Origin of the sequence: Photobacterium piscicola (assembly GCF_900166965.1) — a bacterium.
In the GTDB taxonomy this organism is placed as follows: domain Bacteria; phylum Pseudomonadota; class Gammaproteobacteria; order Enterobacterales; family Vibrionaceae; genus Photobacterium; species Photobacterium piscicola.
Genome location: NZ_FUZI01000011.1, coordinates 54,949 through 70,371, shown reverse-complemented (window position 1 = coordinate 70,371; position 15,423 = coordinate 54,949). Strand labels below are relative to the sequence as shown.

The following is a 15,423-nucleotide window of genomic DNA, read 5'->3' as shown; positions in this document are numbered from 1 at the left end:
AATAATGATTCTCTACGGCAATTGATCGCACCATTAACGGAAATTTAGCACTATTCTCAATAGCAATTGTTGAAGTTTAATCTGTTCGTTAATGCACTAAAATACATACTTAGTATGCATTAAATACATTAGATATATTTTAGGGCAACATGTGAGGATTATTTGCACAATGTTGCTACTAGTTTAATCGCAGTATATTAAGAAGGTATATATGATCGGGCAAGATATTGGTGGATTGGTTATCCACTTGTTTTCTACATTTGGGAATATGGTTTGGCAAATTTTTTGGCCATTAGCATTTGGTTTAATGTTGTCGTCATGGATACGTAATTTATTACCCGTTTCAAGTGTGGTTAAGCACTTAGGTAAAACGACCGTAGTTAGTCTTGGCTTTACTACCTTTTTAGGCATGGTGTCATCATCATGTTCATATGCTGCGGCGTCACTGTCTCATACTTTACTGACGAAAAAAGCGACTGTTGCTAACGCAATGGCATTTTTGGTTTCAAGTACCAACTTGATCATAGAAATGTTCATTGTCTTAGTTGCTTTGATGGGCTGGACATTTTTTTGGGGTGAGGTAATCGGTGGTTTGATTTTAATTGTAACCGCTGGGTTTTTATTTAGCCGTTTTTATCCTAAAGATGTTGAACAAGAATTACGCCAGCATTTAGATGATGCACAACCGCAAAAAGCAAGTTGTGGTATGGATATGTCTGAAATGAGCGGTGATCATAGTGATTGCGGCATGGATATGTCAAAGATGAAGTCTAGCGACAGTGACTGTGGCATGGATATGTCAAAGATGAAGGCTAGCGACAGTGACTGCGGCATGGATATGTCAAAGATGAAGGCTAGCGACAGTGACTGCGGCATGGACATGTCGAAGATGAAGGCTGACGACAGTGATTGCGGTATGGACATGTCGAAGATGAAGTCTGACGACAGTGACTGCGGCATGGATATGTCAAACATGAAGTCTGACGACAATGACTGCGGCATGGATATGTCGAAGATGAAGTCTGACGACAGTGACTGCGGCATGGATATGTCAAACATGAAGTCTGACGATAATGACTGCGGCATGGACATGTCGAAGATGAAGTCTGACGACAGTGACTGCGGCATGGACATGTCTAAGATGAAGTCTGACGACAGTGACTGTGGCATGGATATGTCAAGCATGAAGTCTGGCGATCATTCTGCAATGAAGATGGCTGCTGAGCCTCAATCTGCCACCATGGAAAAAATTACCAAGTCTGCGGGTTTCTTCCAAATGGATATTGCCATGATTGGTAAAGAAATCCTGATCGGGGTGGTGGTATCTTCCATTTTAATTGCATTAATGCCTCAAGATGGTTGGCGCGATCTGTTTATTAGTAATGATGCTGGTTTACCTGTGTGGTTACATTCTTTCTTAGATGTGATTATTGGTATTTTTGTGGCAATGATTGCTTATGTTTGTTCTGTGGGTAATCTGATTTTAGCGGCAGCATTGTGGCATGGTGGTATTTCATTTGGTGGCGTGATTGGTTTCATTCTATCGGATGTGTTAACTATTCCAATGATTCGTGTTTACCAAAAATACTACGGTAAACGTCCAACGAAATGGATGGTTGGATTGTTATTCGTGTCTATCTTATTTACTGGTTTGTGTGTTGATGCGATCTTTAATGGTTTTGGTTGGGTTACCGCTGACCAAACAGTACGTGCATTAAATCAATCAGGCTTTGGTTTGAACTTCACCACCGTGATGAACCTTATCTTTATTCCTGTTTCTATTTGGTATTACCGTTTAGGTAAAAAAGCCAATGCAAGCATGGGAATGAGCATGTAACGCGGATAAACGTTTATAACGAACAGTTTATCAGTAAATAGCAAAAGAGCCGTCATGTGCTAACACGTGATGGCTCTTTTTGTTATTCAAGCAATGCCTATAATAGCTGAAAGCTCAATTTTAAAAACGCAGGGATTAGCCTTTGTTTTCTAAGCCGCCGATAACATCAAATAGGTTGGGCAAAAATGCAGAGAACTCGCCGCCCATTAATGACAGGTCAGCATCAATGCGCTGTGCCATATCTTCACGGTCGATATCTTCGTTTTGATCTTTTAATTCATCAGAGAATTTAAGACGTTTAATGGTTAAGTCATCCGCTAGAATAAAATCAATGCGGTCTTGCCAATTCAGTGCCAGTTTAGTGACTACTTTATTCGCTTCAATGTGCGCTAGAATCTCATCACAATTTAAATCTTGTTGCTTACAACGGATCACACCACCGTCTTCTTCAACAGCTTTAAATTCAGCTTCTTCACCAATGGTAAAACCTTGTGGTGATTGGTTGCTGCGAACCCATTCTGTCAGGGTTAATGCTAATGGTTTTTCAGGAACAACCGGAACAACCGGTAAGCTACCGATTGATTTACGTAATAATGCTAAAACATCTTCAGCTTTTTTGTAGCTACCCGCATCAACCACAATGTAGCCTAATTTAGGCATGATTAACGCGTAAGTTTGATGTTGACGACTGAATGCGCGTGGTAATAAATCCATCACGATTTCGTCTTTGAGGGTATCTTTCTCAGTCTTTTTCAATTTACGACCAAGATCTTTTTCCTGCATTTCAATTTTGTTGTTCAATGATTCTTTGATCACTGACGCTGGCAGCATTTTTTCTTCTTTGCGAGCACAAATTAAAATGTTGTCACCAGAAACATGGGTAAACATATCGCCATGTTTACCTAATGCGTGGGCCCAGCCAAATTTTTGAATGTCTTGGCTACCACAAGGTGTAAAGCGGAATTCTTCCAGCTGTTTTTCTATTTGGTCTGCATTTAAGTCAATCTCACGCGTAAAACGGTAAGTCAGTATATTTTTAAACCACATCATGCTAGTCACACTTCCTAGGGTAAACAGTTGGGGGCTTATCTTAACTCAACCGCTGTAAATTACTAAGTAGCGTTTGTGATTGTTGCAAGGATTGGCGATCACCAATCCTTTAACTCAAAAATATTATTCATACTTTGTAGAGTAAGTCTCTTCATAAGTATGTGAGTACAGCTCAAATAAGTTACCAAAAGGGTCTTCTAAATAAACCATTTGGGAGGTGTTGCTGTCATCCTCTGGGTGGTAACGCATGATATCCATACGTACTTTACCGCCATATTGTTCAGTTCGAGCAATAACGCCATGAAAGTCATCGGTTTGAAGACAGAAATGGAAAATACCAATGCGAGAGAAATCAACCTCATGACGTTGTTGGCGGTCTTTCATTTCAAACAGTTCAAAGCCGATGCCATCTTTAGTTAATAAATGGGCAATATTAAACCCTTTAAAACCTTCACCAAAAACAGCAATACACATACGACCAATGGCTGTTTCACGCTCTTCTGTTACTTTGGTATTACCCATCACAATATCAAGACCCAATGCTTTGGTATAAAACTCAACCGCGGTATCCATATCGCCAACCATGATGCCAACGTGATTCATTTTCATAATTTACCTCAAATATTGATGATTAATTGGTCATTTTCTGTTGCTGGTAATACTAGGCTAAGTCTTAAATAATATAAAATTATCAATTTTTATCAAAATGATAACGTTTAGTTATGGTGACTATTAGTGAGTAATCAAAATCCTGTGTAGTTGATGGCTCACACGGTACAATCTGATGATTATTTCTGGCTGGTAGTGTTATCCCATTATGAAAATTATCCATACCTCTGATTGGCATCTCGGCCATCAATTACATGGCTATAGCCGCGCAACCGAACATCAAGCATTTTTAGATTGGCTTGCTGATACCCTTGAGCAACAACAAGCGGATGCCTTATTAGTGGCAGGGGATATTTTTGATACTGCTAACCCTGCCGCCAGTGCGTGGGAAATGTTATATCGATTCTTAGCGCGATTAGCTAAAACATTGCCTAAATTAGATGTGGTAATGATTGGTGGCAACCATGATTCACCCAGTAAACTCGATGCACCACAAGCGTTATTAAAGGCCTTTGATCTGCATTTAGTCGGTGGTATTCACCGATTAGATAATGGCGAATTAGATTGTGAGCGGATGTTAGTGCCATTAACTAATGCTAACGGTGAACAAGCTGCATGGGTGTTAGCGGTGCCATTTTTACGTAGTGCGGATTTACGCACTGAAAATTTAGCTGAAACAGATGATCGACTGATTAAAGGGGTTGAAGTGTTGTATGCCGAAATGACGGCTGCTGCTCGTGAGCGTAAACAACCTCAGCAAGCGTTAATCGGTATGGGTCATGCGTATATGGCGTCAGGCAAAATATCTGAAATGTCAGAGCGACGGGTATTAGGGGGTAATCAACATGCGTTGCCAGCGACTATTTTTGCCGATGATATTAGTTATGTTGCCCTTGGTCATTTGCACTTGGCTCAGAAAGTTGCCAAGCAAGAACATGTGCGTTATTGCGGCTCACCGATTCCATTGTCAATGGCTGAGCGTAATTATAGCCATCAAATTGTGATGGTTGAATTAGACGGCACTGACGTTACAAACATTGAGCCAATCACCATTCCTCGTCGTGTTGATATGCTAAAAGTACCAACTAAACCTGCGCCCTTAGATGAAGTATTAGTGGCACTTAAAGCGCTATCTGATGATGAGCTTCCTCGTGAGCAACAACCGTTTTTAGAAGTGCATGTGTTACTTGATAAGCCCCAAGCTTTATTACGTGAAAAAGTGTTACAAGCATTGGAAGGTAAATCGGTTCGGTTGGCTAAAATTACCCCGCATTATCAACAAATTGAACAGCAACAAGGTTTGCAGCATCAACGTTTATCCGAAGTGTCACCACAACAAGTATTTTCGCTGAGCTGGAATAAAAAATACGATGGTGAACCTGATGCAGCGATGACAGCCGCTTTTGAAAGTTTATTAGTGCAAGTTGAAGAACAACAATAAGAGAGAATAATAAAATGAAAATACTTGCACTGCGTGGTGAAAATTTAGCAAGTTTACAAACCAAGTTTGAGATTGATTTTGCTGGTGGACGCTTAGGCGAAGCGGGCTTATTTGCTATCACGGGTAAAACAGGCGCGGGTAAATCAACCTTGCTCGATGCGATTTGTTTAGCGTTATACGATCGTATTCCTCGCCTGCAATCTAATAAAAAAAATGATGCTGAAATCGGGCGTGATGATGACGATAACCGCATTAAAGCCAACGATGTGCGCAGTATTTTATCGCGCGGTAAAGCCGAGGGTTTTGCTGAGGTAGATTTTATTGCTAACGATGGTTCGCATTGGCGTACCCATTGGCAAGTGCGTCGTGCTCGTGGTCGTGCTGAAGGTAAAATGCAAGCCGCTGAACAATGGTTAGAGAACATTGAAACTGGGCAACGTTTTGCGGGTAAAAAACAAGAATTACAAGCTGAAATAGAACGTTTAATTGGGTTGAGTTTTGATCAGTTCCGTCGTGCTGTGATGTTACCTCAAGGTGAGTTTGCGGCATTTTTAAAAGCGGGTGCTGATGAACGAGCCACCTTACTTGAACGAATGACGGGCGGTGAAATTTACGGTCGGTTGTCGATGGCGGCTTATAAGCGTTCAGCTGAGGAAAAACAAAAGCTGGTTCAGTTACAAGATAAGCTTGGCGATGTGGCCTTATTAACGGATGAGCAAAAATTGGCATTAAATAGCCAGTTAGAGGTTGTACGTCAGCAAGTTAATACTCAGCAACAACAGCTTGAGCAATTAAAACAGCATCAGGATGTCATGCTAACCGCGGTAAAGTTACAGTTACGGATTACTGACAGTGAGCAACAGTTACAGCAAGCTGAGTACATTCAACAACAAGCAGCACCACGTTATATTGAGTTACAACAATACGAACAAGCTTTGCCTGCCCGTGGTGACTTTACGTTATTAGCACAAGCTAAACAGCAAGTCAGTAAGTGGACGGTAACAGAGCAACAAAGCAGCGCTACTTTAAAAGATAACCACCAACAGCAAGTGCAATTGCAAGCAAGTACTGAGCAATGCCAACAGTTACTGACTCAAAAACAACAGGTGTTTAATGCGTTAGAACCAAAATTAAAGCAAGCAGCCACCATTGAACAACAACATCATGGCTTACAGTTGCAACGTGATGAGTTACAACTGCAAGTTTCACAGTTAACTAACGCGTTAGCACTTAACCGTGAGCAATTATTAAAGCAGCAACAGCAACAACAGGCCTCGCAGCAACAGTACCAACAGCTGGTGGTTGAGTTAGAGACAACGCAAGCGGTGAAAGCGTTAGCCGAACAGCATAACGCGATCAAAGATAACGTTAACCAATTTCAGCAAGCACAAACCGATATTGTTCAACTGCAAGCGAATATTAAACAACGTCAAATAACATTAACCACAATCACTCAACAACAAGCTGACTTAGAACAACAGCTATCAGGTTTTGTGGCACAACAGCAACAGTTAACGGTACAAGTTGCAGCGCATGATCTTGCTCAATTAGAACAAATACAAGATCAACAGCGTCAGGATTATAGTGCTTATCAGCAGTGTAATAGCCAATTAAAAGACAGTTTATATGGCTTAGATAAGTGGCATGGACAGCTACAGCAACGTGATAAATTGCAGTTACAACAGCAAGCATTAGCGGTAACGATCACCAATAATCAACACCGTTTAACCGTATTAGCCCCTGAATTATTACAATTAGACGCGCAATATAAAGAAGTTGATCATCAACTGACTCAAAGTCGTGCGGTGATGAACTTAACTGATTATCGTGATCAATTGATTGAGGGCGAAGCATGTCCGTTATGTGGTGCGCTTGAACATCCATATCAGCAACATAATCCGCAAGTTGCCACCATTATTAGTCAGCAACAGCAGCGATTGCAGCAGCTAGCCCAACAATTGCAAGATGTTCATGCCGAGCAGCGTCAACTGACCCAAACCATCACGCAAGATCAACACACCCAAACCGAATTAGCGCAAGAGATTGATGGACTTAATGCGAATATTCAAACATTAGTCAGTCAGCAACAATGTCATTGGTCTGATTTAATGGCGCTTGATCTTGATGCGATAACGTTGGCTGAAATTAGCTTATCCGCCGTCAGTGATGTGGCTCAATTGGCACATTATCAAGCCAATTGGTCACAAGCGCAGGATGATGCGATAGCACAAATGCAGACCATTAAAACCCAAGGCGAGCAGCGTAAAAAACTGATCACCGAGGTTAAACAGCAACAGCAACAGTTGCTGCAATTAGGTCATCAACAAGCTGAGCTCAAAGAAACTTACCATCAGTTGTCGCAACAACAAACGCAAGCGCAAGAACAGCAAAAAGCGTTAGTGTCACAATGTGAAAGCCAACAAAAAGTCTACGAACAAAGACAACAGGCATTGAATGCAATTTACGGAAATGACACGTGGCTAACAGTATTATCTCAGCAAGGTAAAAATAGTTTTATTGCCGAACTTGAGCAACAAATAGCACAATATCAAACCAATGTTAACCAACAACAACAACTTGAAAAACAGTTAGCTGAACGTGCTCCTGTATTGGCTCAGTTAATCAGTGGCGTTGAGCATAACGAGCAGCAGTTACAGACGATGACCAATAAAGATCATCAGTTAACGCAACAACAAACGCTATATTGGCAACAACGGCTTGATCTCATTGGTGAGCAATCGTTAGATGTCATTGAAAATAAAGCCAAAGCTGAGCTTGAATACCAGCAACAACAATTACAACAACAACAAACTCTGCTTAATCAGTTAGCCGAAGCGATGGCGGCAAATGAAGCGCACCATCACCATGCTCAACAGCAATTGGTTGAAGCCAATCAAGCTCAACAACAGTTACAACAAACATGGGGTAATTGGTTAGAAAAATTAGCTCTGACTGAGCCTGAATTGACCGCGTTATTGAGTAAAGATGATGCATGGTTGCAACAACAACGGGCTGAACTAAAACAGATCGAACAAGTATTATCTGCTAGCCAAACGGTATTAAAAGAGCGTCAGCAAGCAGATGCTGATCATCAGCCGTTGGTCGAATTAGCGACAGGTTGGTTTACTGCTCATGACATCAGCAATGATGCGAGTTCACAACAGCAAACCATGACGGAATGGCTGACTCAAAAACAGCACTGTGATGATCAGGTGTTTCAATTACGTCAGCAATTAGTCCATGCCGAGCAAGCGGAACAACAGGCAGGGGATTTACGCTCTGCGTTAGCGACACAACAGACCCAAACCGAGTTGTGGTTACAAATGAATGAGTTGATCGGCTCAGCAACAGGTAATAAATTTAGAACCTTAGCACAAGGGTTAACCCTACAACAATTGGTGTTAGCAGCGAATGAACATTTGCAAGATTTAGCCCCGCGTTATGCTTTGCAACCCGTTCCTGGTTGCCCATTAGCATTGCAAGTTATCGATCATGATATGGGCGATGAAGTCCGCAGTGTGGAATCGCTTTCTGGTGGCGAAAGTTTCTTAGTGTCGTTGTCGTTAGCGTTGGCATTAGCATCGCTTGCGGCAGATACGCGCCAGCTCGGCTCACTGTTTATTGATGAAGGTTTTGGTACGCTTGATCCTGATAGTTTAGAGATGGCATTAGCCTGCTTAGATGCTCTGCAAGCGGATGGGCGTCAGATTGGCGTGATTTCGCATGTTGGCACTTTAGTAGAGCGGATTGGAATCCAAGTAGCCGTTGAAGCTATTGGTGGTGGACGTAGTCAAATTGTTATTAAAGGGTAATAAGATTGCCATTAATTACATGGCTTTTTTTCTTGCAATATCAACTAATAAGCCTATTTTAAACGGTTATTATTAATTATATTAAAACGCGCTTTATCTGAAAAAGTCACAAAAGTGTCATAATGAACACACATAATGATGCATGTCAGAGAAAACAAACGACTAGGTATATTTTATTATGGCAAGACGGATTCTTGTAGTAGAAGACGAAGCACCGATTCGCGAAATGTTGTGTTTTGTACTAGAGCAAAATGGATATCAAGCAATAGAAGCTGAAGATTACGATAGTGCATTAGAAAAAATGTGTGAGCCGTATCCTGAGTTAATCTTAATGGATTGGATGTTACCTGGAGGCTCTGGCATTAACTTGATCAAACACTTTAAACGTGACGAACTGACACGCCAAATTCCAGTGGTGATGTTAACCGCCCGTGGTGAAGAAGAAGATAAAGTGCGTGGTCTTGAAGTGGGTGCGGATGATTACATTACCAAACCTTTTTCACCTAAAGAGTTAATGGCACGTTTGAAAGCCGTGATGCGTCGTGCTTCACCAACGGCTTTAGATGATGTGATTGATGTGCAAGGATTGAAGCTAGATCCTGTTTCACATCGCGTAACCTCTGTTGATGAACCATTAGATATGGGCCCGACTGAGTTTAAGATGCTGCACTTTTTTATGACTCACCAAGAACGTGTTTATAGCCGCGAGCAGTTGTTGAACAATGTGTGGGGCACCAATGTTTATGTTGAAGATCGTACCGTTGATGTCCATATTCGTCGCTTACGCAAAGCGCTTGAAAATGGTGGTCACGATAAAATGATCCAAACCGTACGTGGGGCGGGATACCGTTTTTCGACACGCATGTAAATATTCCATTGTGCTTACCCGCCGTGGCAAACTCGTTACCTTCATTATTATCATGCGCCTGTGATAGCAATGAAGGTTGTGTTGGTTTTATCGAATAGAAAAATAGCGTAACGGAACCACTGTGCTACTCCGTTACAGCTAGGAGTAAACATGTGGAAAGATTGACATGGAAAAAGTTGGTTGGGGAGCTGATATTATTTTATCTTCCTTGGCTTATACTTGGTGTTATTTTTGGCTATCTACCGTGGTTTTTATTGATCGCGAGTTGGATCCAACTTGGATGGCATTTTCATAACCAACTTAAAATGTCGAATTGGTTATGGAAAGATCGTAGCTTAACGCCGCCTTCAGGCTCTGGCAGTTGGGAACCGCTGTTTAACGGTATTTACCGCTTACAACAGCGTAACCGTCGCCGTCGCAAAGAACTCACTACCTTAATTCGTCGTTTCCGTAATGGTGCCGAATCATTGCCCGATGCAGTGGTGGTGTTTCGTAGCGAAGGTAATATTGTCTGGTGCAACAAATTAGCCCAACAATTATTAGGTTTGCGCTGGCCTGATGATAGCGGTCAACCTATCAGTAATTTGTTACGCAGCCCTGATTTTGTACGCTATCTTTCTCGTCAAGCTTTTGATACCCCATTAGAAATAACCTCACCGATGAATTATGACCGTACTCTAGAATTACGGATCATGCGCTACACTGAGGGCGAATATCTGATGGCGGTACGTGATGTGTCACAGTTAAAACAACTGGAAGGCATGCGCCGTAATTTCTTTGCCAATGTGTCCCATGAACTACGCACCCCAATGACTGTCTTGCAAGGGTATCTTGAAATGGCACAAGATCCTGAAATGCTAATGGGACCAATGTGGGATCGTGCTCATGGCGTGATGACCGAACAATTAGCGCGTATGAATGCGTTAGTTGAGCAATTATTAACGTTATCTAAAATTGAAGCGGCACCGACGATTGAACTAGAAGAAATGGTCGATGTGCCTGCAATGCTTGATATTTTAGAAAAAGAAGCCATGTCACTCAGTAGTAATAAAGATCAGTCATTTACCTTTGAGGTTGATAACAGCTTAAAAGTCTTTGGCGATAATGATCAACTCCGCAGTGCTATTTCAAACTTAGTTTATAACGCGGTTAAACATACTCCGAATGATGCTGCTATTCATGTGCGTTGGTATCGCTCACCAACAGGACCTCGATTAGAAGTAACGGACAGTGGTGAGGGTATTGCTGCACAACATATTCATCGATTAACTGAACGTTTTTATCGAGTTGATAAAGCCCGCTCACGTGAAACTGGCGGCAGTGGTTTAGGGCTCGCTATTGTTAAGCACGCATTAAGCCATCATGATGCACATCTAGAAATTGAAAGTGAAGTTGATAAGGGCAGTACCTTCTCATTTACGCTGCCAAGTCGATTAGTGGCTGACACCAGATTGCCACATGCCATCACCAATGATCATTCTTAAAGGGTAAGGATACCTAATGTTATTGTCGCCACTCACTAAAATGGTTACGACCACACTCAGCGCCGTTACATTGTGGAGCGTAGTAGCATTAGCCCCCGTTATGGCTGCAACGACCTCTACCGTTGAGGTTGATACTCAGTTACAGCCTTATCATAAAGTCAGTGGCATTTCGGGTAATTTATCTTCGGTAGGATCAGATACGTTAGCCAATTTAATGACCTATTGGACCGAGGCTTTTAAGCGTCAATATCCGAACGTTAATATTCAAATTCAAACATCAGGTTCATCAACAGCCCCGACTGCGCTGGTGGAAGCAACGGCACAGTTAGGGCCAATGAGCCGTGAAATGAAGACCAAAGAAATTGAAGCGTTTGAAAAAGAATATGGTTATAAACCAACAGCAATTAAAGTAGCAGTAGATGCATTAGCAGTATTTGTGCATGAAGATAACCCGCTTAAAGGCATTAATTTCGAGCAGTTAGATGCAATATACTCACGAACTTTACGTTGTGGCGCATTAGTACCTATTACTCAATGGGGACAACTAGGCTTACCTAATAGTTGGCAACAACGGGATATTCAATTATTTGGTCGTAATTCTGTATCTGGCACCTATGGTGACTTTAAAAAGCGTGCTTTATGTCGTGGCGATTTTCGTAATAACGTTAATGAACAACCGGGCTCAGCTTCGGTAGTGCAGGCTGTTTCAACCTCGCTTAATGCCATCGGCTATTCAGGCATTGGCTATAAAACTACGGGCATTCGCGCTATTCCAGTTGCTCGTGAAGGCTCTGATTATGTTGAGGCAACAGTAGAGAACTCAATTAACGGTAATTACCCGTTATCACGTTATTTATATTTATATATCAATAAACATCCCAACAAAGCTCTAGCACCGATGGAGCAAGAATTCTTACGGTTTATTTTATCCAGTGATGGTCAGAATATAGTGCAAAAAGACGGTTATATTCCATTACCTGTTGCGATTGTGAATGAAAATATGGTGAAGTTGGGGCTAAAAGATTGAAGCTAGCGTTAAGATTGTTGCGGCGCGTTAATATTACATTAACGTGTGTAGACCGCCAATAAATGCTCTAAAGCTCTGTGGTTGCTATTTATGCAGTAACGTAAAACACCCTGAATAAAGAAATTTACTCAGGGTGTTTTTCTTTTCTACTATTTTGATAGCTCTGCTGCGGTATCAACAAAGATACCTTGCATATCTTTTGCTTCACGCTCAGTTTGTCCGCCATGTTTTAGAAATGTAGATATAATCGTCGCCGTTTTTTCTTCTTTTGCACGTTCTAAAAAGTAGCGTAACTCTAGCTCTGCGCCAGCGGTTTCGTCTGTAATTGAGGCTGCGATGATTTCTTTGTACATCACGATATCACGAACGTCTAAACCGCTGATTACGCCCAATGTCATTTCTAAAAAGGTATCCATTTCTGCTTTAGGTACAAACTGAGTGATGATGTTTAGTTTCTCAGCTTGTTGTGCAGTGAAGTCGTTACCTAATAATAGCGCTTGTAATGCTTTGTTTTTGCCCATTCTTCTTGCGTATTGAACCGCACCTTGGCCGCCAGTTGGAATATTGACGTGAATTTCTGGTTGAGCAAATGCTGCATTTTCAGTGGCATAAGCAAGATCACATGCCATTACAAATTCGTCACCGCCGCCACGAGCTACGCCATCAACCACGGCAACAGAGACTTGTTTCATCGCTTTGATGTTCATTATCATGTGATTGAACTCAATAGAAGCTGCTTGTCCACCTTGAGTACCGTTAATCACATTAAGATCAAGGTGTGCTAAAAAGAACGTTTCGTGCAGTGATTTAAATACAACCACTTTTGTATCTCGGTCGTCTTTTAAGGAAAGTACAAACGCATTAATTTCGTTAATTAGATCAATAGTTAATACATTCACTGGTGGATTGTTGATGGTTACTGTTGCGATACCACCTTGGCTAGTAATTGATAGTGTTTTCATAATAATTTCCTCTAAATAGCCTACTAGGCTCGCTAAATACGGTAACGTTAAATGACTTCCTTTTCGTCATTGAGTTAACTATAAGCAATCCATTAGATGAGAAAAACACCGTTATGAGCACAAGATTGATGCTAATATTGCACCAATGGCTTGTTTCTTTATTCTCATAAGGCTTATATGGATTTTTCTGAACGTTTATTATTATTGCTTGAAGTGACAGAACAGGGCTCTTTTACTAATGTGGCAGAGCAGAAAAATATAGATCGCTCTGTAATATCAAAACAGATAAGCCGTTTAGAAAAGGAGCTGGGAGTTCGATTACTTAATCGTACTACGCGTTCGTTATCGTTAACCGCCGCTGGTAGTGAAATGGTAAATCAAGCGCGGCAATTGCGAGAACTATTAGAAAATACTCATCGCTTAACTCAAAATTATCGTTCAGAACCCAAAGGAACATTGAAGATCACCAGTTCTATGATGTTTGGTCGTCAATATGTACAAGATGCGATTTCTATTTTTCAGCATCAATATCCTGATGTGAAGTGTGAACTTAGATTAGAAGATAGAATGGTTGATATAGTGCAAGAAGGTTTTGATATTGGGTTTCGAATTGGTAAGGCTAAAAACTCCAGCTTGATATCAAGAAAGATTGCTCGAAGTCGTTTATTAATTGTCGCTTCTGCTGATTTTATTAAACAACATGGAAAAATAGAGACAATTAAAAGATTAGAAACGTTACCCGCAACCATTTATTCGGCACCGGGATTATTAATTGATAAATTTAGCTATCTTGATGAAAATAAAAACGAACATCAATTTAAGCTTAATGCTATTTATAAAGTTAATGATGTAGAAATGATGGTCAAAAGTGTATTAGCAGGAAATACATTGGCGGTTGTTTCTGCGCAAATGCTTAATGATGAGATCATTGAAGGCAAACTAGTTCCTATCATGACTCATTTAAATATTGATGATTATGGAACAGTTTATGCGGTGTACCCTCATCGAGATGCGCCTATTAAAACGAAGCTCTTTATCGAGATTCTAAAGTCAGTTGTTGGCGAAGATGTGCCTATTTGGGAGCAGAATATTCCTGATTTTGATGTCTTGTATGGCCATTAGAGCTTATGTTTATTCGCGCGGGTTGTATCTATACATAAATAGGCCCCAACAAAAAAGCCTTAGTACCGATGGAGCCAGAATTTTCACGGTTTATTTTATTCAGTGATAGGCAGAATATTGTCCAAATTCGATTACCTGTCCGATTGTGAATGAAAATCTGGTTAAGTTGGAGCTGAAAGATTGAGGTTGGTGTTAAGGCTACTGAGGTAGCCTTAACATCAAATCTATTTATGTGTACTCAACATGATCGCTATTCATTTAGAACGAACAGAATAGCTGGTGTTTTAATGTTTTTTTCTAAGTGAAAACAGAGATAAACCCACGTTGTGATGTTACCTAATTCACAAATCACTACTTCAACTATTTCTTTGCTGTGTTGTTATGGCTTTGTTTTTGTAATGCTATTTGATCACTAATCAATTTAAATTCTTCAGCTAGATCGTCATAATTTTTTTTGATTTCTGGGTCTTGTAATGCTTTTTTTTTATACTGTTCAAAACTAACAAATTGACGTTTCAATATAAAACCCTCATTAACTAAATAGTACCTTTCATTCATTTTTAAATGTCATCATGGAAAATTATAATGGTGACATGGAGCTAAATGTCACCATTTTGTCTATTCTTAATCATCAAAAATACCGCCTCAATTTGGGCGATATTTAACATTTAATCTATTTATGCGTACCGAGAGAGTCCGCGTAACGTTCATTTAGGTAAAAATGAAATCAAACCAATAATGGCTCCTATTAAACCTGTAATTGATGTTATATAGAATCCAATAGTTTCGCGTTTTAACTTTTTTTCTTCCCGAATCGACTTACGCAATGGATAAACACCTTTAGATGTTAAAAAGGTTACAGAACCAAGATCATCAAAATCAAAAGTAGTATACATCCCAGCACTAGATACACTTGGGAGTGGTATTAAATACTTATTTGCTTCATGTTTGTAATAATCAGATGTTATCTTTTTAACTCCCATGTCAAAACTGTAAATATCATAACCAAGAAATGTAAGCTCAGCCATATCCTCTTGTTTAGTTATTGTTTTTTCAACGGATTTATATTCCAAATTCATAGCTTTAGAAATTTTATCTAATTTATACAATTCATACCTGAAACTTAGATAATTAAGCATTTAAACTCTCCATTAAAATATTAAAGCTGATTATGCATTTATTGTTCCGAAGAGAAAGTTAATGACATAAAA

12 protein-coding genes are annotated in these 15,423 nt (G+C 40.3%); 7 read left to right on the top strand and 5 right to left on the bottom strand.

The window, feature by feature from the left end:
• The first annotated feature begins 211 nt into the window (after positions 1-211).
• Positions 212-1,837, top strand: coding sequence for a permease (locus tag CZ809_RS18135; protein ID WP_080158948.1), 1,626 nt, complete (start codon positions 212-214; stop codon positions 1,835-1,837).
• Between the two features lie 135 nt (positions 1,838-1,972).
• Here CZ809_RS18135 and rdgC read toward each other — a convergent pair whose 3' ends face one another.
• Together rdgC and CZ809_RS18125 are read right to left on the bottom strand one after the other, a co-directional pair.
• Entirely contained in the window at positions 1,973-2,884 is a 912-nt protein-coding gene (gene rdgC, locus CZ809_RS18130) for a recombination-associated protein RdgC (protein WP_210434298.1), read from the bottom strand.
• Positions 2,885-3,010: 126 nt separating this feature from the next.
• Positions 3,011-3,496, bottom strand: coding sequence for a VOC family protein (locus CZ809_RS18125; protein WP_080158946.1), 486 nt, complete (start codon positions 3,494-3,496; stop codon positions 3,011-3,013).
• Positions 3,497-3,704: 208 nt separating this feature from the next.
• Between CZ809_RS18125 and CZ809_RS18120 the strand changes: the two genes are divergently transcribed.
• From CZ809_RS18120 to CZ809_RS18100, 5 genes are all read left to right on the top strand, one after another.
• Positions 3,705-4,937 carry an exonuclease SbcCD subunit D C-terminal domain-containing protein gene (locus CZ809_RS18120; RefSeq protein WP_080158945.1) on the top strand — a complete coding sequence of 411 codons (1,233 nt, stop codon included), beginning with the start codon at positions 3,705-3,707 and terminating at the stop codon, positions 4,935-4,937.
• A 14-nt stretch (positions 4,938-4,951) separates the two neighbouring features.
• The gene (locus tag CZ809_RS18115; protein ID WP_080158944.1) at positions 4,952-8,749 is read left to right on the top strand and encodes an AAA family ATPase; all 3,798 of its coding nucleotides are present in this window, start codon (positions 4,952-4,954) and stop codon (positions 8,747-8,749) included.
• A 178-nt stretch (positions 8,750-8,927) separates the two neighbouring features.
• Positions 8,928-9,617, top strand: a complete 690-nt coding sequence (phoB, locus tag CZ809_RS18110; protein WP_065192588.1) for a phosphate regulon transcriptional regulator PhoB — start codon at positions 8,928-8,930, stop codon at positions 9,615-9,617.
• A 152-nt stretch (positions 9,618-9,769) separates the two neighbouring features.
• Positions 9,770-11,101, top strand: coding sequence for a phosphate regulon sensor histidine kinase PhoR (phoR, locus tag CZ809_RS18105; RefSeq protein WP_080158943.1), 1,332 nt, complete (start codon positions 9,770-9,772; stop codon positions 11,099-11,101).
• A 40-nt stretch (positions 11,102-11,141) separates the two neighbouring features.
• Entirely contained in the window at positions 11,142-12,128 is a 987-nt protein-coding gene (locus tag CZ809_RS18100; protein WP_107276243.1) for a PstS family phosphate ABC transporter substrate-binding protein, read from the top strand.
• Positions 12,129-12,277: 149 nt separating this feature from the next.
• Here the strand turns inward: CZ809_RS18100 and CZ809_RS18095 are convergent, their stop codons facing one another.
• Positions 12,278-13,090, bottom strand: coding sequence for an enoyl-CoA hydratase/isomerase family protein (locus CZ809_RS18095; protein WP_080158941.1), 813 nt, complete (start codon positions 13,088-13,090; stop codon positions 12,278-12,280).
• A gap of 177 nt (positions 13,091-13,267) precedes the next feature.
• Between CZ809_RS18095 and CZ809_RS18090 the strand changes: the two genes are divergently transcribed.
• The gene (locus CZ809_RS18090) at positions 13,268-14,212 is read left to right on the top strand and encodes a LysR family transcriptional regulator (RefSeq protein WP_080158940.1); all 945 of its coding nucleotides are present in this window, start codon (positions 13,268-13,270) and stop codon (positions 14,210-14,212) included.
• A gap of 360 nt (positions 14,213-14,572) precedes the next feature.
• Here the strand turns inward: CZ809_RS18090 and CZ809_RS21190 are convergent, their stop codons facing one another.
• Both CZ809_RS21190 and CZ809_RS18085 read right to left on the bottom strand, forming a co-directional pair.
• Complete coding sequence (locus tag CZ809_RS21190; RefSeq protein WP_158258934.1) at positions 14,573-14,731, bottom strand: hypothetical protein; 159 nt, start codon at positions 14,729-14,731, stop codon at positions 14,573-14,575.
• Between the two features lie 188 nt (positions 14,732-14,919).
• Complete coding sequence (locus CZ809_RS18085; protein WP_080158939.1) at positions 14,920-15,351, bottom strand: hypothetical protein; 432 nt, start codon at positions 15,349-15,351, stop codon at positions 14,920-14,922.
• Between the last annotated feature and the right edge of the window lie 72 nt (positions 15,352-15,423).

What these genes read in the sequence shown, in the direction of transcription:
- CZ809_RS18085 (WP_080158939.1), bottom strand. Translation starts at nt 15,351, where the DNA reads ATGCTTAATTATCTAAGTTTCAGGTATGAATTGTATAAATTAGATAAA.
- rdgC (WP_210434298.1), bottom strand. Translation starts at nt 2,884, where the DNA reads ATGTGGTTTAAAAATATACTGACTTACCGTTTTACGCGTGAGATTGAC.
- CZ809_RS18095 (WP_080158941.1), bottom strand. Translation starts at nt 13,090, where the DNA reads ATGAAAACACTATCAATTACTAGCCAAGGTGGTATCGCAACAGTAACC.
- CZ809_RS18100 (WP_107276243.1), top strand. Translation starts at nt 11,142, where the DNA reads ATGGTTACGACCACACTCAGCGCCGTTACATTGTGGAGCGTAGTAGCA.
- CZ809_RS18090 (WP_080158940.1), top strand. Translation starts at nt 13,268, where the DNA reads ATGGATTTTTCTGAACGTTTATTATTATTGCTTGAAGTGACAGAACAG.
- CZ809_RS18120 (WP_080158945.1), top strand. Translation starts at nt 3,705, where the DNA reads ATGAAAATTATCCATACCTCTGATTGGCATCTCGGCCATCAATTACAT.
- CZ809_RS18115 (WP_080158944.1), top strand. Translation starts at nt 4,952, where the DNA reads ATGAAAATACTTGCACTGCGTGGTGAAAATTTAGCAAGTTTACAAACC.
- phoB (WP_065192588.1), top strand. Translation starts at nt 8,928, where the DNA reads ATGGCAAGACGGATTCTTGTAGTAGAAGACGAAGCACCGATTCGCGAA.
- CZ809_RS18135 (WP_080158948.1), top strand. Translation starts at nt 212, where the DNA reads ATGATCGGGCAAGATATTGGTGGATTGGTTATCCACTTGTTTTCTACA.
- CZ809_RS18125 (WP_080158946.1), bottom strand. Translation starts at nt 3,496, where the DNA reads ATGAAAATGAATCACGTTGGCATCATGGTTGGCGATATGGATACCGCG.